This window comes from Hyphomicrobium sp. 1Nfss2.1 (genome assembly GCF_965243865.1).
Classification (GTDB): domain Bacteria; phylum Pseudomonadota; class Alphaproteobacteria; order Rhizobiales; family Hyphomicrobiaceae; genus Hyphomicrobium_A.
On sequence record NZ_OZ251603.1, the window covers coordinates 2052918 to 2079018 of the forward strand.

Below are 26101 nucleotides of genomic sequence, written 5' to 3' on the forward strand. Positions count from 1 at the left end.
CCGCCGTGCTGCTGCTCCGCTCGCTCCTTTTCGCGCTGCTGTTCTACCTTTCGACGGCGATCTTCGTTGTCGGCGGCTCGTTCCTGCTTTTCGGCCCCCGCCGTTGGGCCATGGCAGGCCTCAAAGCCCACGCCATCGTCTCGCTCTGGCTACTGCGCTGGATCGTCGGCACGCGCATGGAAGTCCGCGGGCGCGACAAGCTCCCCAAAGCACCCTACCTGGTCGCCTCGAAGCATCAGTCCGCCTGGGACACGTTCGCTCTCATTCCCATCTTCTCCGACCCAGCCATGGTCATGAAGTGGGAGCTGACGTTGATCCCGTTCTACGGCTGGTTTTCCCGCAAGTTCGAGCATGTGTTCGTCAAGCGCGAGCGCGGGCCGGTAGCCCTGCGCAACCTCGTGCGCGACGCCAAGGACCGCGCCGACGCCGGCCGCGAGATCGTCATCTTTCCTGAAGGCACGCGTCGCCCGCCCGGCGCCGAGCCCGATTATAAGTCTGGCGCCGTCGCGCTCTATGAGGGGCTGGAGCTTCCGTGCGTCCCCGTCGCCCTCAACTCCGGGCTCTACTGGCCGCGCCGCGTGCTGATGCGCTACCCCGGCACCATCATTGTCGAAATCCTCGACCCGCTGCCCGCCGGGCTCCCCCGCCGTGAGTTCAAGCGCGAGCTGGAGCAGCGCATCGAATCTGCGTCCAACCGCCTGATCCTCGAAGCCTCGCGTTCCGCGAACCCGCCGCCCATCTCCGCCGCAGCGCTCGAGCACGCCCGGCGCGCTGCGCTACCTGCCGGCTGATCGCCAAAGCAAGTCAGAGATCACTTCAACAAGACGAGTTTAAACGCTGAATTTTAACGGATTAATTAATTTAAACGGTTGCCCATTCATTTCGTAAAAATGTCGGCAACACGCCTTCCCAAAAAGTAAAAGCGCCGCCCTGACAGGCGGCGCATTCACTTCTAGCCCTGCAATTATGCGCAGATGCAGAAAACTGAATCTAATTCGACAACTACTTCTTTTTGGCAGGTGTCTTAGCCTTCGCAGCAGTCGCCTTGGCGGGCTTGGCCCGTTCAACGACGGCAGTCTTCGTCTTGGCGGAGGCAGGAGCAACGAATTTACCCGTAGAGCGGGCCTTTGGGGCGCTCTTGGTGGAAGCTTTGGCCATGTCGAACCTCATCGATCTGGATTTCGAACGCAAGCGTCGCAACCACGCGCAGACACATGAGCAGCACGAACCCGAAATGTGGTGCTGCGAATGCGGCTGTATCACATTCTATCAATGGTCGACGGGCGCTATTCAGTGTGCAGCTTGCAAAGTTGTGCAGAACGGTTTTGAGCTTCCCTTCCTGCCATCAAGGTGACACGCAGCGAAAAGACTGCCGTCCCGCTAGTCGAGCAGAACGCAAAGAGAATATAAGAAGAACATTTGATTGACATCAGCGCGCGTCCACCCCATATTCAGGGGCCTCATGCTGGGTGAGCGCTATGCCTGACACATCCGAGTTCAACGCACCGATTTCCCGCCAGATCTGGGACCTCAAGTATCGTTTTTGGGGTCCGGACGGCACTGCGATTGATTCGGATTTCGGCGCCACCGTCTGGCGCATAGCCCGCGCCGCGGCCGCAAATGAGAAGGGCGGCAAGCGGACCCGCGAGAAGTGGGCCGCGGCCTTTCACAGCGCCATCGCCGACTTTGGCTTCCTGCCCGCTGGACGCATCCTTGCCGGCGCCGGAACGGGCCGCGCGGTGACGCTCTTCAACTGCTTCGTCCTTGGCACCATTGAGGATGACCTTGGCGCTATCTTCAACGGCGTCAAAGACGCCGCGCTGACGATGCAACAGGGCGGCGGCATCGGCCACGACTTCTCCACCCTGCGCCCCAAGGGCGCGCGCGTCGCCTCCATCGGCGCCGACGCATCTGGCCCCGTCAGCTTCATGGACGTGTGGGACGCCATGTGCCGCACCATCATGTCGGCCGGCAGCCGACGCGGCGCCATGATGGGCACGCTGCGCTGCGACCACCCCGACATCGAAGCCTTCGTCGACGCCAAGTCCGATCCCGGCCGCCTGCGCAACTTCAACCTGTCCGTCCTGGTCACCGACGACTTCCTTGCCGCCGTGCGCGCCGACCAGCCCTGGAATTTGAAATTCGCAGGCAAGGTCTACCGCACCCTGCCGGCCCGCGCGCTTTGGGAGCGCATCATGCGCGCGACCTATGATTATGCCGAGCCCGGCGTCGTCTTCATCGACCGCATCAACGCCCGCAACAACCTCGCCTACTGCGAAGAAATCCACGCCACCAACCCTTGCGGCGAACAGCCGTTGCCCCCGTTCGGTGCCTGCCTGCTCGGCTCGATCAATCTCGCGCGCCTCATCGAAGCCCCGTTCACCAACGGCGCGCGCATTGATATGGCCAAGCTCGCCGAGCGCGTGAAGATTGCCGTTCGCTTCCTCGACAACGTCATCGACATCTCCAACTACCCGCTTCCCGCGCAACGGGCGGAGGCGCAGGCCAAGCGCCGTATCGGCCTCGGCATCACCGGGCTTGCCGACGCGCTCATCTTCTCCGGCGTGCGCTACGGCACGCCCGAGGCCGCCGCACTCGCCGCAACATGGATGGCAGCGATCCAGAACGCCGCGTATGCGGCAAGCGCGGAACTCGCCGCCGAGAAGGGCGCCTTCCCGCTCTTCGACGCCGAGAAGTTTCTCGCCAGTCCCAACGTTGCCCGCCTCGATGACAGCGTGCGCGCCGCGATCCGCAAGCATGGCATCCGCAACGGCTGCCTCACCTCCATCGCCCCCACCGGCACCATCTCGCTGTTGGCAGGCAACGTCTCGTCCGGCATCGAGCCAGTCTTCGACTACAGCTACACGCGGCGCCTGCTCGCCCGCGACGGCAGCACGCACGAGGAAACCGTCGAGGATTTCGCCCACGCCGCTTTCCGCCGCAGCTTCGGCCCGGCAGCCCCCCTGCCGGAAACGTTCGTGCGCACGGCCGACCTGACGCCAGCCGAGCATCTCGCCATGCAGGCCGCGCTACAGCCGTACGTCGACAGCGCCATCTCCAAGACGATCAACTGCCCCGAAGGCATCTCCTTCGACGACTTCAAGAACGTCTACCTCGAAGCACACGCGCTCGGCCTCAAAGGCTGCACCACGTTCCGGCCCAATCCCGTCACCGGCTCCGTGCTGCAATCAGTCCCCGAGCCGAAGCCCGCCGACGCGACACCGCCCGCGCTGGCAACCCCGCTCGTCACCGTCGCCACGGCCCCGCCCCCTGCGCCGACCGAGCGCGACGGCGTCGTCTACATGACGCAACCCTTAGAGCGCGAAGGCGTGCTCGCCGGCTTCACCTACAAGATCAAGTGGCCCGCCAGCGACCACGCCATCTACGTCACCATCAACGACATCGAGCAAGGCGGTCATGCCGGAGGCGTGCCTACGACACGACGCCGGCCGTTCGAAATCTTCATCAACACGCGCAATCTCGAGCACTACGCCTGGACGGTGGCGCTCACACGCATGATCAGCGCCGTGTTCCGCCGCGGCGGCGACGTGACCTTCGTCGCCGAAGAGCTGAAAGCAGTGTTCGACCCGCAGGGCGGCCACTGGATGTCCGGGCGATACGTGCCGAGCCTGCTCGCCGCCATCGGCGAGGTGATCGAAACGCACATGCGCCGCACAGGCTTCCTTTCGGCTGGAGAAGCGCAGCTCGAAATCGCACCAATGCAGCGACAGGACGACGCCGCGCACGCCGCGGATCGCTCGCGAGGCAGCACGCGCAGCGCCGCACGCCTCAAGCTCTGTCCACGCTGTTCATCGGCCGATTATGTCCAGCAGGAAGGCTGCTGGGTGTGCAACACCTGTGGATTTTCCCGCTGCGGGTGAGTTTTCCGCGAACCCTTTCAACGCCGAAACGGCGCGCGTTGCACGCGTGCGACAGGCCTCAACAATGCATTCACTTTGCCGCAAAAACACTGAGATGGAGCCACAATTCAGCTCGAAACAATGGGCAACGTTAAGCAATGGGGCATAGGCTGGCAAAAAACGATAAAGGTGTCGAACGTAGCGTAGGCCGCAAGGCCGCGAAGGGATCTGCAGTAATGGTCGCGCGTATCATCGAGCTCGCCGTGTATAGGGCGCAGCGCACCCTCGCCCACGAAGAGACGGCCCGCCGTGCAGCGCAAGCGCACGAGGCCACCCGTTTCCACTTCTGGACTGGCGCTTCCGGCAAGCGCTACGTCCACTCCGTCTATGATCTCGTCGAGTGCCCCCCACTCCCCGCAGCCAACTACGTGCTGGTGCGGCGCGACTCCAACGGTCGCCCGCACGCGCTCTCCATCGGCCGCGTCACCTCGAGCGTGCCCTCGCTCAACCTCGCCGAGCTGCGCCATCGCGGTGCCGAGCTTGGCGCCAACGAGGTCCACATCCATCTGCTCGCCGAGAACGCCAAGGTCGGCAAGCTGATCGAGTTCGATCTGCGCACCGGCCAGGTCGATACGGCCATGTCGCGCTTCGCCGGCCAGGCTCACTGAGCCTCAGCCCCGGCGACCGACCGGGGCTAATCCTCTTCCCGCGTCAGGATCGTGCGAAACGCGAAGCGATGCGCGTGCTGCGCATCGAGCGGCGGCGCCACCGCCGGCTGCCGCCCGAACACCCGCACCATCGCCGCTGCGCTCGCCCGCGTATGCCGGTCGCCGGGACCGCGCGCCGCGAGCGTCCCCACCACGGCCTGCAACCGCTCCAGCTCGCGCTCCCGGATGCCGAGCCGATTAAGGTGCGCCACCGTCGAAGCCAGATAATCGATGTTGTTTCCGGAGCGTCCGAGGCCACCGCGCACGAAATGCGCCTGCCGCGCCAGCGATAGCCGCCCCGCATAACTCGGGTGCGCGCGCTCGACCAGAAACGCCAGCGCCAAAACCTCGGCGTGGTCCCCTGACAGCAGCGTCACCGGCACCAGCGCTTCGCGATAGACGCTGCCCACCTGCTCGCGCTCGCGCAGATAGCGCAGTGTCTCGCGCGCATTGCCGGCTCCCACCTTGAACGCGATACCCTCGCACACACCGCCCCGGTCGAGCCCGAGCACCAGCCCCGGCCGCTTCGGCGAGCCGCGATGAAAACGCGAATAGATGCAGAAGCTGCGCCGCCAGCCGTCGAGGCGCGCATGATGCGTCTCCTCGGCCTCGAACCCCGGCCGCCACATCAACGACCCGTAGGCGAACACCCAAAGATCGCGCGCCCCGCCCATGGCTATTTTTTTGCCCCGCCTTCGGACTTCTCAGCGCTCGCAGTCGCACCGCGGCCGAAGTCGGGCGCCGACGTATCCTGCCCGGCCGCCACGATGCCGCGCCGGATCGCGCGCGCTTCGGCGAAGCGCCGATAGAGCGTCTCGCCGTCGTCGGCCTCGATTGCAGCTTTCAACTCGTCGAGATCGGCGGAGAACCGCCGCAGCATTTCCATCACGCCTTCCTTGTTGCCGAGGAAGATGTCGCGCCACATCGTCGGATCGGAGGCGGCGATACGCGTGAAGTCGCGAAATCCGCCAGCGGAGAACTTGATCACCTCTTTGTCGGTGACGCGCTCCAGGTGCTCGGCCGTGTTGACGATGTTGAAGGCGATGAGATGCGGCAGATGACTGGTGATCGCCAGCACCATGTCGTGGTGCTGCGGATCCATCACTTCGACCTTGGCACCCAGCGCTTCCCAGAACGCGCGCAGCTTTTCGACCGCCGCATCGTCGGCGCCTTTCTCCGGCGTCAGGATCGTCCAGCGCCCGTCGAACAACTCGGCAAATCCGGCTTCGGGACCCGACTGCTCCGTGCCCGCGATCGGATGCCCCGGCACGAAGTGCACGCCCTGCGGCACGTGCGGCGCCATATCCCGCACCACTTGCGCCTTCACCGAACCGACGTCGGTGAGGATCGCACCCGGCTTCAGATGCGGCGCGATCTCCGCCGTGATCGGCCCGCACGCGCCAACCGGCACGCTGAGGATGACGAGATCCGCGCCCGCAACAGCCTCGATCGCGCTGTCGTATCCCTTGCTGATCAGCCCCAGCTTCAGCGCCGTATCGACCGTCGACCGCGTGCGCGCGCTGCCGACGATCTCCTTCGCAAGACCGCCGCGCCGCGCCGCATGACTGATCGATGAGCCGATCAGACCGATGCCGATCAGCGCCACGCGTTCGAACATCGGCTGGCTCATGCCCCCCGCCCTCCAAGGAACGCCGACAGAGCATCGACGACAGCGCGGTTGTCGGCTTCCGTGCCGACGGTGATGCGCAGGCAGTCCGGCAGACCGTACGCGCCCACCTTGCGCACGATGATCGCCCGCTCCTTCAGGAACGCGTCCGCCGCATTCGCGGTCTTCCCGCCGTCCTTGGCAAAGTGCACCAGGATGAAATTGGCAACGCTCGGCGTCACCGTCAGCCCGAGCTTTTCCAGCTCGCCACTGAGCCAGGGTAGCCACCGCTCGTTGTGCAGCGCGGATGCTTCCTCGTGCGTCTTGTCGGCGATCGACGCCGCGCCCGCGGCCATCGCCGGCACCGAAATATTGAACGGGCCGCGACTGCGGTTCAGCACGTCCGCGACCTCTTCCGGGCAATACGCCCAGCCGAGCCGCAAGCCCGCGAGCCCATGGATCTTCGAGAACGTGCGCGTCATCACCGTGTTCGGCGTCGTCGCGACCAGCTCGATCCCGGCCTCGTAATCGTTGCGCCGGACATACTCCGCATAGGCCGCATCGAGCACCAGCAGCACGTTCGACGGCAGCTGCGCGCGCAGCGAGCGCACCTCATCGAACGAGATGTATGTCCCCGTCGGATTATTCGGGTTCGCGAGAAATACCATCTTGGTCCGCGGCGTGACGCGCTTCAGAATCTCGGCCGTATCGGTCTGATAGTTGGTCTCGGGCGCCACCACCGGCGTCGCTCCGTTCGCAAGCACGATGATGCGATAGAGCAAGAATCCGTGCTCGGTGAAAATCGCCTCATCGCCGGGGCCGAGGTAGGCGTGCGCCAGCATCGTCAGCAGCTCGTCCGAGCCCGCCCCGCACACGATGCGCGAAGGATTGAGGCCATAGCGCGCGGCAATCGCCGCCCGCAGCGCGCTCGCCGAGCCATCCGGATAGCGCTCCAGCTCCCCGATCGCCTCGCGCACGGCATCGAGCGCCTTCGGGCTCGGTCCCAGCGGCGTCTCGTTGGAGGACAGCTTGATCGGCTTCAGCCCCGCCGGCAGTTTGCTCTCGCCGGGAACGTAGGGATCGATGTCGAGGATGCCGGCTTTCGGCTGGGGAAGGGCGGTCGCCATGGGGCTTTTTTCCGGATGCGCAGGGCCTGACTTTATAAGGCGCGGCAGTGATACAGAGACGGGCCCCGGAACGCAAAGCCTAACGCCCCTTTGTCGATGGCCGCGCCGGCAGCCCATGCCGTTGGGCAGTACAGCTTGACCCACCACTTGACGTGGCCGCTTCCATGCCGATATTCGGATGCTGGAACTCGTGGTGATTTGGCCGGCCGGCTTGCAACCACGTTAAATAAGTCGCTAAAAAAGGCCGCGCGCACCCGGTTATGGATGAGCGGCCTTAAGGCCCGCGATCCGGCCGGGTTTTCTGTTTGTGCCCTCGCCTTATGCGTGGGCCAAGGAGCGCGCAACCGCAATGGCAGTGCACCCGACGATTGCCGACGTTGAACCCAACGCAGGGCACTCCTTGCGCCTCGTCGAGGCCAACAATCCATCGAGCAAGGTGCTTCGCCTTCCCGAGAACGAGCCGCTGCGACTCACCTGCGACCAGCTCCTCGCGCCCATCACCATTGCGTACGAGACCTATGGCGAGCTCAACGCCGACAAATCCAACGCCATCCTGATCTGCCACGCACTAACGCTCGACCAGTACGTCGCCAGCGAAAATCCCGTGACGAAGAAGCCCGGCTGGTGGAGCACCCTCGTCGGCCCCGGCAAGCCTATCGACACCAATCGCTTTTTCGTCATCTGCCCGAACATCCTCGGCGGTTGCATGGGCTCGACCGGTCCGGCCTCGATCGACCCCAAGACCGGCAAGCCTTACGGGCTGAGCTTCCCCGTCATCACCATCGGCGACATGGTCAACGCGCAGGTGCGCCTCATCGATCACCTCGGCATCGACCAGCTGTTCTGTGTCATCGGTGGCTCGATGGGCGGCATGCAGGTGCTGGAATGGGCCGCGAGCCACGCCGATCGCGTGTTCTCGGCCGTACCCATTGCCACTGCCGCCTGGCATTCCTCGCAGAACATTGCTTTCCACGAGGTCGGCCGTCAGGCCGTCATGGCCGACCCCGACTGGTGCGGCGGCGACTATCACAGCCACGGAAAGGTCCCGCGCAACGGCCTCTCCGTCGCGCGCATGGCCGCGCACATCACCTATCTGTCCGAGGACGCGCTGCACCGGAAGTTCGGCCGCAGCCTGCAGGAGCGCTCGAAGGTCACCTTCTCCTTCAACGCCGATTTCCAGATCGAGAGCTACCTGCGCCACCAGGGCTCGACCTTCGTCGACCGCTTCGACGCCAACAGCTACCTCTACATTACCCGTGCGATGGACTACTTCGACCTCGCCGCCGAGCGCGGTGACGTGCTCGCCAATGCCTTCCGCGGCACCAAGACCCGCTTCTGCGTCGTCTCCTTTACCTCCGATTGGCTCTATCCGACCCGGGAAAGCCGCGAGATCGTCCACGCCCTCAACGCCGTTGCCGCCAACGTCTCCTTCGTCGAAATCGACAGCAACAAGGGCCACGACGCCTTCTTGCTCGAGGAGCCTGAATTCTTCGCCACCGTGCACGGCTTCCTCAGCTCTGCCGGCACCAAGCGCGGCTTGAAAGTGTAGGACCCGATGCTGAAGCCCAATACCCCCCTTGCCGGACCGCACCGCGCCGACCACCTGTTCATCGCCGAAATGGTCGAGCCGGGCTCGCGCGTCCTCGACGTCGGCTGCGGCGACGGCGCCCTTCTGCAACTCCTGGCTGAATCCAAGAACACCGACGGCCGCGGCGTCGAGCTGTCGCGCGAGCGAGTGAACGCCTGTGTGATGCGTGGCCTGTCGGTCATTCAGGGGGACGCCGACCGCGATCTGGCCGATTACCCCGACCAGGCCTTCGACTATGCCATCCTCAGCCTCACCATCCAGGCCACCCGCTATCCCAAGACCGTTCTGGAGAATCTGCTGCGCATCGGCCGTCGGGCCATCGTTTCGTTCCCGAATTTCGGGCACTGGCGCGTAAGATTCGACCTGATGTTCACCGGCCGCATGCCGCGAACCGAAAGCCTGCCCGATTCCTGGTATGAGAGCCCGAACGGGCACCTGTGCACGATTAAGGACTTCGTCGATCTGGCCGCCGTCGTAGACGCCGAGGTCGAGGAGGCGGTCGCTTTCAACACCTCCGGCCAGAAACTGCCGATCCGCCATTCACTATCGTTGCAGAACCTTCTCGGCGAAAAGGCCGTGTTCCAGCTGCGCAAACGCCCTTCGCGCTAGTCTGGAAGCCCTCGATAAAACCTGCGCGGTTTCGCCATACCCTCAACGTTTCCGGCCCTTTCTTGACACCCTATGGGGCCGTCACTATGGTGCGCGCCGTTGATAAAACCTGCCGTTTTCGTAAGCCTCGAAAAGCGCAACAGGGCCGGTCAAAACCATGTCGTCCGCAGGGAATAACGATGCCCCGGGGCATGGCGAGCTTAGCCCCCAGGAGCGCGAGGCCTTCCGACAGCGATCAGAGGCGATCGGAAAGCGGCTCGATGCGGTGAAGACCCGCCGCGAGCCAGCGGAACGCTCGGCTGCCGGTGCGGTGAACGGCGCTGCCTTCGCGAAGGCGTTCCGCTTCGGCGCCGAGCTACTGGTCGGTGTTGGTGTCGGCGGGTTTATCGGGTGGGCGATCGATCGCCAACTCGGCACGGGGCCCTGGCTCCTGGTCTTGTTTGTCATGCTCGGCTTTGCCGCCGGTGTGACGAATGTGATCCGGTCGGCTCAGGAAGAACAGAGAAAGCAGCAAGCCGCACAGCTTGCATCGCCGTCCGTCAAAGATGACGACGACGAGGACGACAGGTAGGGGAGCTGACCTTGGCTGCAGAAGGCGCGCATGGAGCGGCACACGGCCCCATGCAACAGTTCGAGATCAAGCGGCTCATTCCCATTGAGCTGTTTGGCTACGACGTCTCGTTCACCAACGCTTCGCTCTTCATGGTGATCGCCCTGGCGGTCATTCCCCTCTTCTATCTCATCGCTATGAACCGCCGCGCCCTCGTCCCGGGCCGCCTGCAGTCCACGGCCGAGCTGAGCTACGAATTCATCGCCAACATGGTTCGCGACATCGTCGGCGAGAAGGGGATGAAGTACTTCCCCTGGATCTTCACGATCTTCATGTTCATCCTCGTGCTGAACCTTCTGGGCCTTCTGCCCTATTCGTTCACCGTCACGAGCCACATCATCGTCACCTTCGCCCTCGCGGCCATGGTCTGGCTGATCATCACCGCCATCGGCTTCATGAACCATGGTGTCGGCTTCCTGAAGCTGTTCGTGCCTGATGGCGTGCCGTGGTGGCTGCTGCCGATCATCGTCGTGATCGAGCTGATCTCCTACCTCATCCGCCCCATCAGCCACTCGGTCCGTCTGTTCGCCAACATGATGGCCGGGCATGCCATGCTGAAGGTCTTCGCCGGCTTTGTCGTCGGCCTCGGCGTCCTCGGCGGCTGGGCTCCGCTGGTGTTCCTTGTCGGCTTCACCGGCCTCGAGCTGGTCGTCGCCTTCCTGCAAGCCTTCATCTTCACGGTGCTGACCTGCATCTATCTCAACGATGCGGTGAACATGCACCACCACTAAACGCTATGAAGGTCGGGCTTGAGGCTTCGCTCCTGGTCCGGATTTCATCGTAACCAACAAAGTTCAAACCAAAACCCGAATGGAGACGACCACTATGGATCCTCAGGCAGCAAAGTTCATCGGCGCCGGCCTCGCCTGCTTCGCGCTCATCGGCGCCGGTGTCGGCATCGGCAACATCTTCGGCAACTACCTGTCGGGTGCGCTGCGCAATCCGTCGGCCGCTCCGGGCCAGTTCACCAACCTGCTGATCGGCTTCGCGCTTTGCGAAGCGACCGGTCTGTTCGGTCTGTTGATCGCGCTCATGATCCTGTTCGCCTAATCGGACAGGAACGCGACGGCGCGAGGAGGATACGATGATCGCAGCTATCTCAGCGTTGCTCGTGGCGGCAGCCGCCGCGGGTGCGCACGAGGAAAAGGCTGGGGGTCTGCCACAGCTAAACCCGGCAGACTTCGCCCCGCAGCTCGCATGGCTCGCGGTCACCTTCGTCCTGCTTTATCTGGTGCTGTCGCGGGTGACGCTCCCGCGCATCGGCGAAGTCCTCGAGGAACGTCGTGATCGCGTGCAGCGCGATCTCGATGCCGCCGAGCGCTTCAAGGGTGAGACGGACGCCGCCCTCGCCGCCTACGAGAAGGCCCTGAGCGATGCTCGCCAGAAGGCCTCCTCGATGGCGAAGGAGGTTCGTGATCGTCTCTCCGCGGACACCGAGAGCGAGCGCTCAAAAATCGAAGGCGAGCTGGCTACCAAGCTCGCCGATGCGGAAACCCGCATCGCCGCCACGAAGAACAAGGCTCTCGCCAGCGTCGATGAGATCGCTGCTGAGACCGCCAGCGCAGTGGTTGGTAAGCTGCTCGGCGAGGAAGTAAGCCCCGCCGAAGTCAAAAAAGCGATCCAACCAGCAGCCGAGTGAGGACGCGATGCATTTCGATCTGAGCGATCCCGCCTTCTGGGTGATGATCGCGTTCTTCGCCTTCGTTGCCATGATCCTCTACTACAAGGTCCCAGCCACGATCGGTAACGCGCTCGACAACCGCGCCGACGCGATCCGCCGTGAGCTCGACGAAGCCCGCCGTCTCCGCGACGAGGCCCAGTCGCTCTTGAACGACTACAAGCGCAAGAGCCGCGAAGCCGAGAACGAGGCCAAGGAAATCCTCGAGCAGGCCAAGCGCGAGGCCGAGGCGTTCACCGCCCAGACTCGCAAGGCGATGCAGGAGTCGGTTGAGCGCCGCACCAAGTCGGCCGAGGAGAAGATCGCCCGCGCCGAGGCACAGGCTCTCGCCGAGGTTCGCTCTTCTGCCGTCGACAGCGCCATCGCCGCCGCCGAGAAGATCCTGAAGAGCAAGGCTTCGCAGGCAGCAACCGCTGCTGGCCTCGTCGAGCAGAGCATCAAGGATTTGGCCGGCAAGCTGAACTAAAGCTTACGGGCAACCGAGACAACTTCGGGCACTACGCAACGCCCCGGCCAGCATCAGCTTGCCGGGGCGTTTTGCTGTTTGAGTACTGCAGCTCTATCCGTCTCCTTCCCGCACCTCGCATCTCGCGCCCTCGCTACTCGGCAGCCGCGTGTGTTGCGAAGCGGGTTTCTCAACGTCACCCCGACTCAGGTCGGGGCCTGCGCCAGCCCCAACACGCTCTTCTTGTGTGGTCGGGCGACGTTCTCGGCTGGTGGGAACCGCTTCTTCCGTTGCGATTGCGGCAACGTGACTGGGTCCCCGCCTTCGCCGGGATGACGGGGAGTGGGGGCGGACCAACGGCCCCGCGCTCCGATCGCCCGAGCGCCTACCAGCGAGCACGTGAATCGGCAGCGCGGAGGAACACCAGCGTATTCGACACCGCTGCAGCATGGCAGGCGAAGCCCACCATGCTCAGGCGCCAAAGGCGCCCGACGCGAGCGCCGGACATCCGCTTGCGCGACGACCGCCGCATGCAAAGCCTGTCACCGCTCGTGTCACTACGAAAAAACTTCTAACCCGCGCCCTGCGCGTTCTGGTCGAAGCCGACGAACACCTCGAACTCACCCGGGCGCGTGCCTTCGGGGATATCGAACGTGATCGAGCGCACCGTCGAGAAATAGGCGATCGGATTGTCCACCGCGACCGTCGCATCGACCGTCACAGTATCCCCCGTGATACGCGCCCGCTTCGCATCCGTGACGTTCACGGTGATGGGCAGACGCACCGTGCCGGCATGCCCGCGCGGCCCCAGCAGCACCCGGCCCGAGAACCCGTAGCGTACCGTCACGCGGCCAGGCTCGATCTGGCACTCGCGCGCCGTTTTGGTGATCTCGCCGCGATGCATGATGGCGAGGCCATCCCCGGCCCGTCCGTCCTCATAGATGGTCAGATGTCCGCCGTGCGGCGACACGGTGAGCCGCGGACAGCCCGCAGCCACCTCACCCACGGGCGCGCTCGGCCCTACGTCTTGCTTCGCTGCCGAAAGGAGCTGTTCTTCGCTGACACCCGGTGCCGGCGTCGACTGCGTCGACGAGCTGCCGAAGATGCCGCCACCGAGGCCTGATGTGATGGACGAAAGGCCACACCCGCTGATGACCAGCGTTAACATTCCGCAAGCGCATAAAGACGCGCTGAACCGCGCAACTGTGGTTGCCGAATCCCTCATCGTGCTGCGACTCGACCCCTCGCCGCCCCCTTTACCCGCGCCGGTCTCAAAGCCCCTAGGCCGACGGTGGAGGCTTCCTGTATTGTTGCCACTCAAGCCTAGCACCCCCAACCACCCCAACCAAGCGCCTTGCATCGCAGCGCACTTAGGTAGACAGAGAAAGCGATGTCCGCTCCCTCTAAAACCGCAATGCCCCAATCCCGGCCGCCGCTAACCATTTATCTGGCGGCACCGCGTGGATTCTGCGCCGGCGTAGACCGAGCCATCCAGATCGTAGAGCTGGCTTTGGCCAAGTACGGTGCTCCCGTCTACGTGCGGCACGAGATCGTGCACAATCGATTTGTCGTCGATTCCCTGCGGGCCAAAGGTGCCGTTTTTGTGGAGGAACTCGACGACATTCCAGACACCGACCAGCCCGTGATCTTTTCGGCACACGGGGTCGCGAAGTCGGTGCCGGCCGCCGCCAGGCACCGCAGGATGTTCGTCCTCGACGCAACCTGCCCCTTGGTGTCCAAAGTTCATATCGAAGCCGCCCGCCACCATGAGGAAGGCCTCGAAATCCTCCTCATCGGCCACGCCGGGCATCCCGAGGTCATCGGCACCATGGGCCAGCTTCCCGAAGGTGCGGTCAAACTCGTCGAAACCGCTGAGGACGCCGAGCGCATCGAGCCGCACGATCCCAAAAAGCTGTCCTTCGTCACTCAGACGACCCTATCGGTGGACGACACGGCCTCGATCGTCGCGGTGCTGCGCCGCCGCTTCCCCGACATCGTCGGGCCTCACAAGGAAGACATCTGCTACGCCACTACCAACCGCCAGGCCGCGGTCAAGGCAATTGCACCCAAAATCGGCTGCCTGCTGGTCGTTGGAAGCCCGCAAAGCTCCAATTCCCTGCGTCTGGTCGAAGTGGCTCAGCGCGCCGGTTGCGCCACAGCCCGGCTTATCGACGGCGCGCGCGATATCCCCTGGGGCGAAATCGAGAATATTGAGAGCGTCGGCATCACCGCCGGTGCGTCCGCGCCCGAAACGCTGGTCGAGCAGGTCATCGAAGCGTTCCGCGAGCGCTTCGACATCAAGCTGGAGACCGTCACGACGGCGCAGGAGCGCATCGCCTTCAACGTCCCGCGCGAGTTGCGTCCCACTCCTTCCTCCGCCGCCTAGCCCCAAAAAATCGAACGCAACCCATGGCCGTCTACACTGAAGTCAGTGACGAGGAGCTGGCGAGCTTCATCACCAGCTATGACCTGGGGGACCTGCTGTCCTTCAAGGGCATCGCCGAAGGCGTGGAGAACACGAACTATATCGTGCACACGTCAAAGGGGCCGTTCATCCTCACGCTCTACGAGAAGCGCGTCGAGGTTGCCGACCTGCCGTTCTATCTCGGCCTCATGGAGCATCTCGCCGCCCACGGTGTCTCCTGCCCCACGCCCGTGCGCAACGCGGCGGGTGAGAACCTCTCGACGCTCTCGGGGCGCCCCGCCGCGCTCGTCACCTTCCTCGAAGGCTTCTGGCCGCGCCGACCGACCCCCGATCACTGCGCCGCCGTAGGCCGCGCGATGGCAACGATGCATCTGGGCTGCGAGGGCTTCACCATGCGCCGCGCCAACGCCCTCGGCCTCGATGGCTGGCGCCCGCTTTACGACCGCTTCAAGCTGCGCGCCTCTGAGGTCAGCACCGACCTGTCTGGTCTCGTCGAAACCGAGCTGGCATTCCTCGAAGCCAACTGGCCGCGCGATCTGCCCGAAGGCATCATCCACGCCGACCTCTTCCCCGATAATGTCTTCTTCATCGGCGACGAGCTGAGCGGCCTCATCGATTTCTACTTCGCCTGCAACGACGCTTTCGCCTACGACGTCGCCGTCAGCCTCAATGCGTGGTGCTTCGAGAAGGATCTGTCCTTCAACATCACCAAGGGTCGTGCCTTCCTGCGCGGCTATGAGGAGGTACGCAAGCTGACCCCCACCGAACGCGCCGCTCTGCCGATCCTGGCGCGCGGAAGCGCCATGCGGTTCCTGCTGACGCGCGCCTATGACTGGCTGAACACGCCCAAGGACGCGCTCGTCACGCCGAAGAACCCGGCTGACTACATCCGCCGCTTGCGCTTCCACCAGGGCGTGCGCTCAATCGCCGACTACGGCCTCAACGGAACCGACAAATGAGCGACGAAACGCCGGTCATCATCTACACCGACGGCGCTTGCTCGGGAAATCCAGGGCCGGGCGGTTGGGGCGCGATCCTCACCTACGGCGACAAGTGCAAGGAAATCTCCGGCGGCGAGGCGCTCACCACCAACAACCGCATGGAGCTGATGGCCGCCATCTCCGCGCTCGAGGCCCTGAAGCGTCCGAGCCGCGTCGAGCTTCACACCGACAGCGTCTACGTGAAGAACGGCATCACCAGCTGGATTCACGGCTGGAAACGCAACGGCTGGCGTACCGCCGACAAGAAGCCGGTGAAGAACGCCGAGCTATGGCAGCGCCTGGATGAAGCCCGGCGCGTGCATGAAATCGACTGGCGATGGGTCAAAGGCCACGCCGGCCACCCCGAGAACGAGCGCGCAGATGAGCTCGCCCGCCTCGGCATGGAAGAATTTAAGCGCAGCAAGCGCGGCTGATCCACCTGATCTAAAGGGAAGGGGTCAAGCTGCACACCACCTCTCCCCGGCGGGGAGAGGTCGCGCTAAATGCTCGTTAGAGCATTGGCTGCGGATGAGGGGGCATAAATGCGCCCCATCTGTCATCCCGGACGCAGCGCATCGCGAGCAAGACCCAGAACCCAGCGCAAAACACGTCGAAGAACCCGCCTACAAGGTGTGATCGATGATCGAGCACAGCGTCTCCGCGCTCGACTTGTCGTGATTGGGTGGAATGTCTTCGACGTTGAGAGACTTCACCACACCGTCATCGACCAGCATCGAGTAGCGCTTCGAGCGCACACCGAAACCGCGGCTCGACAAATCGATATCGAGACCGACCTTCTTCGCGAACTCGGCACTGCCATCGGCCAGCATCAGGATCTTGCCTTCCGCGCCGGTGTCCTTCGCGAACTGCGTCAGCACGAAGATGTCGTTCACCGCCGTGCAAGCGATCGTGTCAATGCCCTTCGCCTTCAGTTCATCGACGCGTGCGACAAAACCTGGAACGTGCTGCTGTTGGCAGGTCGGCGTGAACGCTCCCGGCACCGCGAACATCGCCACCTTCTTGCCGGCGAAAATCTCTGCCGTCTTCTTTTCCGCTGGCCCTTCGCTCGTCATCACGACGAAACTCGCCTCCGGCAACTTGTCGCCAACCTTGATCGTCATCGCTCACCTTTGTCTTTCTGCTTTTGTGGATGTCCGTGACGCGCGACCGGCGCTCACTGCAATGGAAACTTTTCCTCGGACTGCCCTTTGTCCGAAACCACGGTCGCCGTCAGCTCTTTGCCCTTGAGCGCCGGGATGTCGACGTCGCGGCTGAGATCGACCTCGAACGTGACCAGGCCCTTGCCGTCATCGCTCGTTTTCTTCGGCAGCGGAACGTAGACGCCATCGGGTGCTTCCACGAACGCATCGACGTGCTCGGCTCCGCCCGGGAGCTCTACATCCAAGGTAATGTGCGGCTTGGGACCGCTCAGCTCCGCAGCAATCTTCTTCACGATCGGATCGGCCTCACGCCGCGCTTCCGATGGCGCCGGGATCTTTGTCATCGCATCGATCAATTCTTCTGACATCGGTGTTCCCGGCGGCAGCGTCAGCTCCAGCTTGGCCTGGGCGGGAATGCAGATGTCCTTGCAAACGCCGTAGTCGATGCCGAGTTGCACCTCGATCGGTTTCGCCGGGTCCTCAGCCTTCAAGCGCACCGGCAGCACGATGGTTCCCTTGTACCCGACGGTGTCGCCCGATGAATCGCTGAACCGTTTCGGAGCGGGATAGAGAATTTGCGTCGACGCGAGATTCTTCGAGCCCGACCAATCGAACGCCGGGGGTACGCCGCCCGCCTCGCCCGGTGTGCGCCAGTAGGTCTTCCATCCCTCCGGCAGCTCGATCTCGATCCCGATGAGGCTCGCACCGCCGATCAGCCGAACCCGCGAGCTGTGTCCATCGACCCAAGGCGACGCAATCTCTGCAGCAGCATTGCTCGCACGCAGGCCACCAAGGCACCCTAGTGCAGCGGTCAACACGATCAGAAGTCGGCGCATGAAAGAGTTACCTCTTGACTGCTATGTACGTCCGTCCGGAGCAGCGTTGTAGCGCCTCACCGGGCGCTCGCATACGCTGCTGTCCTAACAAATTAGCTGAACTGCCCAATATGCCGGCGCCCTCACGCCGCAATTGACCGCTTCACCACCGGCACGAGCCAAGCTAATCTTCCCCTATGAAGACCACACGCTCAGAGAATCACCCTTCTGCCGCCGAGGGATATCTCGACGGCCAGCTTCTGGTTGCCATGCCCGTCATGTCTGACCCGAGGTTTGCGCGTTCTGTCATCTACATGTGCGCGCACTCCGAGGAAGGCGCGATGGGCTTGATCATCAATCAGCGCGCCTCGCACATCTCGTTTCCCGATCTGCTCGAACGCCTCGACATCATCCCCGCCGACGGTGAAGGCGGCGGCGTCGACAGGATGTCTATTCATGTTGGCGGTCCGGTGGAAACAGGCCGCGGCTTCGTGCTGCACAGCGCCGACTACTTCGTCGATGAATCGACTCTGCCGATCGAGGACGGCGTTTGCCTCACCGCTACGATTGACATCCTAAAGGCCATCGCCTCCGGACACGGCCCCAACCGCGCGCTGCTCGCCCTCGGTTACGCCGGCTGGTCGCCCGGCCAGCTCGAAAGCGAGATACAGGCGAATGGCTGGCTCAACTGCCCTGCCGATCCTGATCTGATTTTCGACCCCGATCTCGAAGGCAAGTACGCCCGCGCCTTGGCAAAGATCGGCATCGATCCCTCGCACCTCGTCAGCGACGCCGGTCACGCCTGACCACCGCGCAACGCGCCGCGATCACCATGCGCGCGCTGCCCGCTGCTTAGCCTTCTTTACGCGGCTTGCCAGGTGGCGTTGCCCCCGCACCATGTTTCTCGAGCTCACGCTGGCCAGCGCCGTCGGCGGGCGGCGGCCACGGCACGCCTGCAAGCTTGGCGAGGCTTTCGGCCATCGCCGGAGGCAATCCAGAGAAATCAGGCTTGGCAGGCTTACCGCCATTGGCAATGCGGTTTGCTGCCGGACCGAGCCGCGGCTTCGCGGATTGGCCACCGCGCGGCGCATTCCGCACCGGCCGCGTCGTCGGCTCCTGTCGTGCAGCCTGCGATGGCGGCTCTTGGGGCGCTGCGTTGCGCCCGCCTGACGCGGCCATTCCTGACGAGGCCATTGGAGGCGGCGCCTCGCCAGCCTGCGGCGGCATCTGTTGGTGCCCCAAGTCGTGCGACAGCCCGTGCGGCAAGTCATGCGGCATGCCGCCGGGCAGGCCAGGCGGAGGCGGCATCGGCGGCCGCTGGTCGTCCGCGAAATCGTCGGGCAACGGCGGTGCGCCATTCATGGGCGGCATCATCGGTGGGCCGCCCTGATCGTGCATCGGCGCGGCCTGAGGCTCGAGCGGAGGCGGCGTGCTGAACTGCTCCATATGCTGAGGTGGCGGCACGCCGAAATCGGCCTGCTGCGGCCTGCCGTCGAACTCGAAGGAGGCAGGCTGCGCTGCAAACGACGCCTGCGGTTCGCCATCAGCCATATGATCGTGCATCGGCGGCGGCGCATGATGCGGCGGCGGCATTGGCAGATGCTCGCCCGTCTGATCGGCCATCATATGATCCGACATAGGCGGCAGCGAGAAATCGAGCCCAACCCCGTTTCCGTTAGGCGCTGACTGCAGCGGCGGCGGCGGACCGCCCGTTACAATGCGCGGCAACTGCAGTTGTCCGTTGCCATCTCCAACCGGCGGCGGCGTCATCCGCCCGAGCACGCCATTGCGCAACCGCGCGCGCACCGCGCTCTGCTGCGGCTGCACCGGCGCGGCGGGAGCATGCCCGTTCACATGCGGCGCCCCTTCCGGTGCGGCGGCACCATTCGTTGCCACCAACTCGTCGGCCGACTTCTTCGAACGCTTCGTCTTTGCCCGGAACAGACCGCGCGGCCGCAGCTTGTGCTCTGCCGTGCGCACCATCTTCAGAAGCTGCAGCACGTCGCGATCCGTCATCGGCTCGCCGTAGTAGAAGCCCTGCGCGTATTGGCAGTTGATCGACCGCAGGAACCCGACGTCCTCCGGAGACTCGACGCCCTCGGCCACGACGTTCTTCCCGAGCTCGTGCGCCAGCGCCACGATCGAGCGCACGATCGCCGACCCCGCGCCGCCACTTTCGCCGCTCGCCTGCACCAGTGCCCGGTCGATCTTGATCGTATCGAACGGGAACCGCTGCAGATAGGCGAGTGAGGAATAGCCCGTTCCGAAGTCGTCCAGCGCCAGCTCCGCACCTGCCCCGCGCAGCCACTCCAGTATCTCCGTCGCCTGCTCCGGATTCTCCATCACCAGGCTCTCGGTGATCTCCAGCCGCAGCGATCCCTTCGGCACGATGTTGCGTCCAAGGATGTGCCGGATCTCTTGGATCAGGTTCTGGCGGAATATCTGCCGGCTGGAAATGTTCACCGACACGAACAGCGGCCGCTCCTCGCGCGGCAACTCGCGCTGCCACCGCGCCGCCTCGTGCGCCGCGCGCAAAAGCACGTGCGATCCCAGACGCACGATGAGGTCCGACTGCTCGGCGATTGGAATGAACTCGACCGGGCTCATCAGGCCGCGCTTGGGATGCTCCCAGCGCACCAGCGCCTCGAAGCCGGCAAGCTCTTCGGTCGGCAGATAGATGATCGGCTGATAGAAAACTTTGATCTGGTTCTTCGCGAGCGCCTTGCGCAGGTCGCTCTCCATCGTCACCCGGTCATCGCGATCCGCGCGCATCTCAGGCCGGAAGATCTCGATCCGGTCCGCACCGCCGCGCTTGGCGCGGTACATCGCGATCTCGGCTTCCTTGTAGAGGTCGAGGTGGCTCGGCGTCTGTCCGTCATAAACTGCGATGCCGATCGAGCCGGTCAGCACGATCTCCTGGCCCGCGATCTTGATCGGCGCACGCAGCGAGCGGCGCACCCGCTCGGCAAGACCGGCAAGATCCTGCGGGCTCTGCTCCGACACCAAAAGAATCGCAAACTGATCGCCGCCCACGCGCGCCAGCGTATCCTGCGGCCCAAGGTGGCTTTGCAGGCGCCGCGCCACCGTCAGCAGCAGGCTGTCACCGACCACCAGCCCGAACGACACGTTCACGCTTTTGAACTTGTCGATATCGATGAAGATGACGCTCGGCCGCACGCCGTTCTCGCTGGCGGCGCGAGTGGCTGCCACGCCCAGCCGGTCCAGCAGCAATTCGCGGTTGGGCAGCCCCGTCAGACTGTCGTGCACGGCATCGTGCAGCAGCCGCTCATGCGCGCGCTTGGCGTCGGTCACGTCGCGCACCAGGCCGACGCAACGCATCGCCCGCGCATCCTCGTTCGGCACGCTGGCCGCTTCCAGCTCGAACCAGCGATAGCTGTTGTCCGTGTGGCGCATGCGGAACTCAGTGCGAATGCGCGCCCAGGTACGTTCCTGCACCGACCACAAGATCATGCGGAATCGTTCGCGATCCGCCGGATGCAGATGCTTGGCGAAGTCCTCGACCTTGGTGCACAGCTCGCCCGGATTGAGCCCCAGCGACGCCTCGATCGCCGGGCTCACCTTGATCTCGTCGCGCCGCGCGCTCCATTCCCACACCGCGGAACCCGCGCCGTCGACCGCCAGCGCCCGCAATTGCAGTTCGCTAGGCGCGGCGCCGAACAGCGGCTCCAGCGAGCGGAATGCGAACTGCGTCACCGTGAAGCCGATCAGGATGAGGATCAGCACCAGACCGGCTACGAGGCCCTGCACCGCGGCATCGCCCTGCAGCCGGCCCGTCAGCACCATGGCTGCGCCGAATATCCAGATCAGGAACGGGATCCACGGCGGGATCAGCGACAAAGCGCGATCCTGCCCGCGCAGCGCTAAGAACAGCGCGAACGCCCCGCCGACGCCACCGATTACCAGGAACGACATGCGGGCGAACGTCGACGCCAGCCGCGGGTCAATGACCGCCACCGCAACGAGCGTCAGCTGCGCAATGATCCACACCGTGAACAGCATGCGTATCAGGCCATGCCAGAACGCGATGCGCAGGAACACGGATATGAATATGACGAGACTTGCCGCCACCGCGGACTCGGCCGCCGCCCGGTAGACGGCATTGTCCTCCGGTTTGAGCTGGAACAGCTTATGGAAGAAGCCGAAGTCGACGCACAGGTAGGCGAGCACGCACCACGCGACCAGAGCCGCACTCGGGAAGATCGCCTTGTGGTTCGCCGCGAAAATTGCCGTGAGGAAGATCGCCAGAAGACCGGTCAAGCCGATCAGCACGCCGTTCATCAGCAGCCGGTCGCGCGAGTAGAGCTCGTACTCAACCGGCTTCCACAGATAGAGCCGCGCCAGCCGATCCGACGACAGCTCGACCACGTAGGTCACCGTCTGCCCCGGCTCGATCGTGATGCGGAAAATGTCGGCGCGATCACTTTTGATGCGCTCGGGCACGAAGCCCATCGACGGCGTCACCGCCTCGATGCGCTGCGCATCGAGGTCCGGCCATACGGCGCCCGAACCGACGATGCTGTAGCGCTGCGCGGTGAGCCAACGTTCGACCGGCTTGTCCGTCGGATTGGTGAGTGCAAACACCAGCCAGTTCGGACTGGTGCCAGCCGTTTTCGCCGTCACCGAGATACGGCCCGTCATGCCGTCGGCCGCCGGCGCCGTTTCAACCTGCAGACTATCGCCACGCGAATCGTAGAATTCGCCCAGCGTCGTCACCTCGACGCGATCCTGATCCGGCTCGATCACGATCGGCTTCAGGGCGAACGCGCGCCCGGGCAGAGCAACCAGCATCACCAGTATGGCGAGCAACAGATAGGCGCCGGCGCCAACGCGGGCACCGCGCACGAATCCGGTTCCTCGCCCACCAGCGATCATTCCGCAGAGACCTCCGCGTCGCCATCTCCGCGCACATCGCTGCTCAGCAGCGCATGCAGCAGATGATCCTCCCAGACGCCGTTGATCTTCAGCAGCTGGCGCGCAAAGCCCTCACGCCGGAAGCCGTTGCGCTCCAGCACGCGGATAGACGCGGCATTGCTCGGCATCGTCGCTGCTTCGACGCGATGCAGATGCAGCGTATCGAACGCAAAGGCGATCGCTGCCCGCACCGCCTCGGTCATGTAGCCGCGCCCCGTGTGAGGCTTGCCGATCCAATACCCGAGCACACTCGTCTGCGTGACGCCACGGCGCACGTTGGAGAGCGTCAGGCCGCCGATGAGGCGATCATCGGCCTCCGAGAAGATCAGATACGCATAGCCGAGGTCGTCGCGCGCCTCGCGCTGGTAGTGCCGCACGCGGCGGCGGTAAGCCCCGCGCGATAGCTCATCGCGCTGCCATTGCGGCTCCCACGGCGTCAGGTGATCCCGGCTCATGGCGCGTAGCTCGGCCCAGTCCGCGTAATCGCCGAGCATCGGCGCGCGCAGCCATACGCTGCGCCCGCGCAGAATCATCGAGTTCTCAAACCCGGACGAGGATCGAAGGAATGCCATCGGCCGCTGTCCCCCGGGGCGCTAGTTGCGGATCAACTCCGCGGCCCGCTCTGCAAACTTGCGCGAGCGCCGCCCGCTGCCAACCACCGAGACCGAAACACCACCATCGATGAGTTCGGCCGCAAAATCACGCACATTATCGGCCGTCACCGCATCGACCTTTTCCATCAGTTCGTCGTTTTCGAGCACCCGGTTGTGCGTCAGTACGTTGCGCGCCAGTTGCTCGGCCCGCGCCGAGCTGCTCTCCAAGCTCATCAACAGCCCAGCTTTGAGCTGCGCCTTCGAACGGGCAAGTTCCGCAGCATCCGGCAGAGTTTCCGCAGCGCGCTTCAACTCCCCCCCGATGACGTCGATGAGTTGCCCCATCAATGCAGCTCCAGTTGCCGCGTGAATTCCGAACAATCCCGCATCACGCAACCCCCAGGCCGTCGAATAGATCGCGTAGCAGAGCCCTCGTTTCTCGCGCACCTCCTGAAACAGTCGCGACGACATGCCCCCGCCGAACAGCCCGGAAAACACCTGAGCGGCGAAAAAGGCATCGCTCCTGTAGGAGGGACTGGCGAACCCGATCAGTAGATGGCTCTGCTCGAATGGCTTCTCTGAAACGCGCACTCCCCCGACGTACTTGGCCGCCCGTTCTCCGGTTGTTCGCTTGTCGTCAGTCAGCCCTCCGAATAGGGCTTCAGCGTGGCGGACCACCTTTTCGTGGCGGATAGCGCCGGCCGCCGCAATCACCATGTTTCCCGGCCCATAGCGGCGCCCGAGGAAGCGCTTCAAATCACCCGAGCTGAACGCCGAGACACTCTTCGGCGTCCCGAGAATCGGACGCCCCACAGCCTGCAGTGGAAAAGCCGCGTCGTGCAGCAGGTCGTAGCCGATGTCATCGGGGCTATCGAGCGTGGAGGCGATCTCCTGCAGGATCACCTGCCGCTCCCCTTCCAGCTCCGGCCGCCCGAACGCCGAGTTCTGCAGGATGTCGGCGATCAGCTCCAGCGCGACGCCTTCATCGCCCTTCAGCACCCGCGCGTAATAGGCAGTCGACTCCATGCTGGTGGCGGCGTTGAGATCACCGCCGACGCCTTCGATCTCCTCGGCGATCTGCTGCGCCGTACGCCGCCGCGTGCCCTTGAAGGCCATGTGCTCGAGGAAATGCGAGATACCGTGCTCGCGATCCGTCTCGTGACGCGCCCCGGCGCCGACCCACAACCCCAGCGAAACCGTCTCCAGGTGGGGCATATTATCGGTCACCACCCTGAGGCCATTGCGAAGTTTCGTCAGCTTCACCGCCATTGGCGCTGCTCCAGTACGGCGCGCGTCAGCGCTTCCACATGCCCTTCCGCAACACCGATATCGTTGTCGATGGTGGTGAAGCGCTCTTCCGCGGTCATTAGGTCGGAAAGCCGTTCCGGCAGCGGTGGCCGCGCACCCGTGATCGCCTCCATCGCATCGGGGAACTTCGCCGGATGCGCCGTCGACAAGATGACCTGCGGAACGCGCCCCGAGGGCCCAAGCTCCCGCTCCGCCGCAACGATCGCGCATGCGGTATGCGGGTCGGCGAGATATCCGCTTTCACCAGCCGTGCGCCGGATCGCTTCCACAACGTCCGCTTCGCTCGCCGCTGCTGCTGCAAAGTCCCGCCGCATTGCCTCGCTCAGCGGACCGAGATCGAAGCTCTTCGTCTCTCGCAACGCGCTCATTTTCGCGCGGATCAGTGGCGCATCCCGCCCGGAAGCCTCGAACAGATAGCGCTCGAAGTTCGACGAAATCTGAATGTCCATCGACGGCGAGCTGGTCGCCACCACCTCGCGCATCTCATAGCTGCCCTCGTGCAGCGTACGCGGCAAGATGTCGTTGACGTTGGACGCGATCACCAGCTTGTCGATCGGCAGCCCCATGCGCTTTGCCACGTAACCGGCGAAAATGTCGCCGAAATTGCCCGTCGGCACGACGAACGACACTGCCCGGTATGGCGCACCGAGCGCCACCGCGGCGACGAAGTAGTACGTCACCTGCCCGGCAATACGCGCCCAATTGATCGAGTTGACACCCGCCAGCGCCACGCGATCGCGGAACCCGTGATCGTTGAACATCGCCTTCACGAGCGCCTGGCAGTCATCGAAGTTGCCGCGCACCGAGATGGCGTGCACGTTGTCTTCTCTCGGCGTTGTCATCATCCGCCGCTGCACGTCCGAAACACGCCCCTCCGGGAATAGGATGGCGATGTCGACATGCGGCGAGCCGCGGAATGCTTCGATTGCGGCGCCACCCGTGTCGCCGGACGTCGCCCCCACGATCGTCGCCCGCGCATTGCGCGCCGCCAGCACGCGGTCCATCAGCCGCGCCAGCAACTGCATCGCCACGTCCTTGAAAGCCAGCGTCGGCCCGTGGAACAACTCCAGCACCCAGCGGTTGGTCCCGATCTGCGCCAGCGGCGTCACCGCGACATGATCGAAGGGGGCATAGGCCGCGCGGGTCATCGCCAGCAGCTCTTCACGCGAGATGGCTCCCCCCGTGAACGGGTGGATCACCTCGACCGCCACCTCGGCGAACGGCTTTCCAGCCAGCGCCGCGATCGTCTCGTGCGACAGGGTCGGCCACGTCTCGGGGACGTACAGCCCCCCGTCCCTGGCCAGCCCAGCGAGGACCACGTCCTCAAAGCCCAGTGGAGGCGCTTCACCTCGGGTCGAGATGTAGTTCAAATCCGAAAGTCTCCGTGCGAGATGACGCGTCCGCGCCCTTACGCAATGATCGAGCAATTCGCCGTTATCTTCAAACGGTGGCCACTGCCCTACGCTCAGGCCCAACCACTCTAGCAAGGCTTTGATTCGGTTGTGATTTTATCGTCCGCCATGATTGCGACGCCGGCCCCGGCATTTCCGAGGCCTCTGGCGAGCCTTGCTGGCGGACAGTAGTGCCGCGGCAAGGCGCCTACAAGCGATCCGCACGCCGCTGCGACGCACGGCCGGCTTCACCTGGGGCGAGCAGAC

At 64.3% G+C, this 26101-nt stretch carries 25 protein-coding genes and 1 riboswitch; of the genes, 14 read left to right on the forward strand and 11 right to left on the reverse strand.

Annotated features, from left to right (window positions below):
* The first annotated feature begins 5 nt into the window (after positions 1–5).
* Entirely contained in the window at positions 6–791 is a 786-nt protein-coding gene (locus ACP15D_RS10075) for a lysophospholipid acyltransferase family protein (RefSeq protein WP_424957378.1), read from the forward strand.
* Positions 792–1002: 211 nt separating this feature from the next.
* Here ACP15D_RS10075 and ACP15D_RS10080 read toward each other — a convergent pair whose 3' ends face one another.
* Positions 1003–1158 (reverse strand): hypothetical protein, encoded by a 156-nt coding sequence (locus ACP15D_RS10080; RefSeq protein ID WP_424957379.1) that lies wholly within the window; start codon positions 1156–1158, stop codon positions 1003–1005.
* A gap of 320 nt (positions 1159–1478) precedes the next feature.
* On the opposite strand from ACP15D_RS10080, the gene ACP15D_RS10085 reads away from it, so the two are divergent.
* Together ACP15D_RS10085 and ACP15D_RS10090 are read left to right on the forward strand one after the other, a co-directional pair.
* A complete protein-coding gene (locus ACP15D_RS10085; RefSeq protein ID WP_424957380.1) occupies positions 1479–3881 on the forward strand; it encodes an adenosylcobalamin-dependent ribonucleoside-diphosphate reductase in 2403 nt (800 codons plus the stop codon).
* 215 nt (positions 3882–4096) lie between these two features.
* Positions 4097–4528 (forward strand): hypothetical protein, encoded by a 432-nt coding sequence (locus tag ACP15D_RS10090; protein WP_424957381.1) that lies wholly within the window; start codon positions 4097–4099, stop codon positions 4526–4528.
* A 26-nt stretch (positions 4529–4554) separates the two neighbouring features.
* On the opposite strand, the gene ACP15D_RS10095 is transcribed toward ACP15D_RS10090, so the two are convergent.
* Genes ACP15D_RS10095 through hisC form a run of 3 tightly spaced genes read right to left on the reverse strand, consistent with a single transcriptional unit; the run spans position 4555 to position 7300 of the window.
* Positions 4555–5241 carry a gamma-glutamylcyclotransferase gene (locus ACP15D_RS10095; protein ID WP_424957382.1) on the reverse strand — a complete coding sequence of 229 codons (687 nt, stop codon included), beginning with the start codon at positions 5239–5241 and terminating at the stop codon, positions 4555–4557.
* 2 nt (positions 5242–5243) lie between these two features.
* Positions 5244–6197 (reverse strand): prephenate/arogenate dehydrogenase family protein, encoded by a 954-nt coding sequence (locus ACP15D_RS10100; RefSeq protein ID WP_424957383.1) that lies wholly within the window; start codon positions 6195–6197, stop codon positions 5244–5246.
* Positions 6194–7300, reverse strand: a complete 1107-nt coding sequence (hisC, locus tag ACP15D_RS10105) for a histidinol-phosphate transaminase (RefSeq protein ID WP_424957384.1) — start codon at positions 7298–7300, stop codon at positions 6194–6196. Before hisC ends, ACP15D_RS10100 begins: the two co-directional genes overlap by 4 nt.
* 180 nt (positions 7301–7480) lie before the next feature.
* Positions 7481–7560, forward strand: a riboswitch (SAM riboswitch).
* Between the two features lie 89 nt (positions 7561–7649).
* On the opposite strand from hisC, the gene metX reads away from it, so the two are divergent.
* The 7 genes from metX (at position 7650) to ACP15D_RS10140 (ending at position 12251) form a co-directional block, all read left to right on the forward strand.
* The gene (gene metX / locus ACP15D_RS10110) at positions 7650–8849 is read left to right on the forward strand and encodes a homoserine O-acetyltransferase MetX (RefSeq protein ID WP_424957385.1); all 1200 of its coding nucleotides are present in this window, start codon (positions 7650–7652) and stop codon (positions 8847–8849) included.
* A 6-nt stretch (positions 8850–8855) separates the two neighbouring features.
* On the forward strand, positions 8856–9497 hold the full coding sequence (metW, locus tag ACP15D_RS10115; protein ID WP_424957386.1) for a methionine biosynthesis protein MetW: 642 nt from the start codon (positions 8856–8858) through the stop codon (positions 9495–9497).
* A 157-nt stretch (positions 9498–9654) separates the two neighbouring features.
* Positions 9655–10068, forward strand: coding sequence for an AtpZ/AtpI family protein (locus ACP15D_RS10120; protein ID WP_424957387.1), 414 nt, complete (start codon positions 9655–9657; stop codon positions 10066–10068).
* A 50-nt stretch (positions 10069–10118) separates the two neighbouring features.
* Complete coding sequence (locus ACP15D_RS10125) at positions 10119–10838, forward strand: F0F1 ATP synthase subunit A (RefSeq protein WP_424957388.1); 720 nt, start codon at positions 10119–10121, stop codon at positions 10836–10838.
* A 94-nt stretch (positions 10839–10932) separates the two neighbouring features.
* A complete protein-coding gene (locus ACP15D_RS10130) occupies positions 10933–11157 on the forward strand; it encodes a F0F1 ATP synthase subunit C (protein ID WP_072371615.1) in 225 nt (74 codons plus the stop codon).
* Between the two features lie 34 nt (positions 11158–11191).
* Positions 11192–11746, forward strand: a complete 555-nt coding sequence (locus ACP15D_RS10135; protein ID WP_072369191.1) for a F0F1 ATP synthase subunit B' — start codon at positions 11192–11194, stop codon at positions 11744–11746.
* A 7-nt stretch (positions 11747–11753) separates the two neighbouring features.
* A complete protein-coding gene (locus tag ACP15D_RS10140) occupies positions 11754–12251 on the forward strand; it encodes a F0F1 ATP synthase subunit B (RefSeq protein ID WP_424957389.1) in 498 nt (165 codons plus the stop codon).
* Between the two features lie 550 nt (positions 12252–12801).
* Here ACP15D_RS10140 and ACP15D_RS10145 read toward each other — a convergent pair.
* Entirely contained in the window at positions 12802–13398 is a 597-nt protein-coding gene (locus ACP15D_RS10145; protein ID WP_424957390.1) for a hypothetical protein, read from the reverse strand.
* 222 nt (positions 13399–13620) lie between these two features.
* Here ACP15D_RS10145 and ispH point away from each other — a divergent pair, with 222 nt between their 5' ends.
* From ispH to rnhA, 3 genes are read left to right on the forward strand one after another with little or no spacing between them, the layout of a single operon-like run.
* Positions 13621–14616, forward strand: a complete 996-nt coding sequence (ispH, locus tag ACP15D_RS10150; protein WP_424957391.1) for a 4-hydroxy-3-methylbut-2-enyl diphosphate reductase — start codon at positions 13621–13623, stop codon at positions 14614–14616.
* Between the two features lie 23 nt (positions 14617–14639).
* A complete protein-coding gene (thrB, locus tag ACP15D_RS10155) occupies positions 14640–15614 on the forward strand; it encodes a homoserine kinase (protein WP_424957392.1) in 975 nt (324 codons plus the stop codon).
* Positions 15611–16069 (forward strand): ribonuclease HI, encoded by a 459-nt coding sequence (gene rnhA / locus ACP15D_RS10160; RefSeq protein ID WP_424957393.1) that lies wholly within the window; start codon positions 15611–15613, stop codon positions 16067–16069. The genes thrB and rnhA overlap by 4 nt, the downstream gene beginning before the upstream one ends.
* Before the next feature lie 189 nt (positions 16070–16258).
* On the opposite strand, the gene ACP15D_RS10165 is transcribed toward rnhA, so the two are convergent.
* On the reverse strand, positions 16259–16756 hold the full coding sequence (locus ACP15D_RS10165) for a peroxiredoxin (protein ID WP_424957394.1): 498 nt from the start codon (positions 16754–16756) through the stop codon (positions 16259–16261).
* Between the two features lie 53 nt (positions 16757–16809).
* Complete coding sequence (locus ACP15D_RS10170; RefSeq protein ID WP_424957395.1) at positions 16810–17631, reverse strand: protein-disulfide reductase DsbD domain-containing protein; 822 nt, start codon at positions 17629–17631, stop codon at positions 16810–16812.
* A 176-nt stretch (positions 17632–17807) separates the two neighbouring features.
* On the opposite strand from ACP15D_RS10170, the gene ACP15D_RS10175 reads away from it, so the two are divergent.
* Positions 17808–18416 (forward strand): YqgE/AlgH family protein, encoded by a 609-nt coding sequence (locus tag ACP15D_RS10175; RefSeq protein WP_424957396.1) that lies wholly within the window; start codon positions 17808–17810, stop codon positions 18414–18416.
* Between the two features lie 46 nt (positions 18417–18462).
* On the opposite strand, the gene ACP15D_RS10180 is transcribed toward ACP15D_RS10175, so the two are convergent.
* From ACP15D_RS10180 to thrC, 4 genes are read right to left on the reverse strand one after another with little or no spacing between them, the layout of a single operon-like run.
* Positions 18463–22473: an EAL domain-containing protein gene (locus tag ACP15D_RS10180; protein WP_424957397.1), complete on the reverse strand. Its 4011-nt coding sequence runs from the start codon at positions 22471–22473 to the stop codon at positions 18463–18465.
* Positions 22474–22499: 26 nt separating this feature from the next.
* Complete coding sequence (locus ACP15D_RS10185) at positions 22500–23114, reverse strand: GNAT family N-acetyltransferase (protein ID WP_424957398.1); 615 nt, start codon at positions 23112–23114, stop codon at positions 22500–22502.
* Positions 23115–23135: 21 nt separating this feature from the next.
* Entirely contained in the window at positions 23136–24404 is a 1269-nt protein-coding gene (locus ACP15D_RS10190; RefSeq protein WP_424957399.1) for a M16 family metallopeptidase, read from the reverse strand.
* On the reverse strand, positions 24395–25813 hold the full coding sequence (thrC, locus tag ACP15D_RS10195; RefSeq protein WP_424957400.1) for a threonine synthase: 1419 nt from the start codon (positions 25811–25813) through the stop codon (positions 24395–24397). The genes ACP15D_RS10190 and thrC overlap by 10 nt, the downstream gene beginning before the upstream one ends.
* Positions 25814–26101 lie beyond the last annotated feature (288 nt).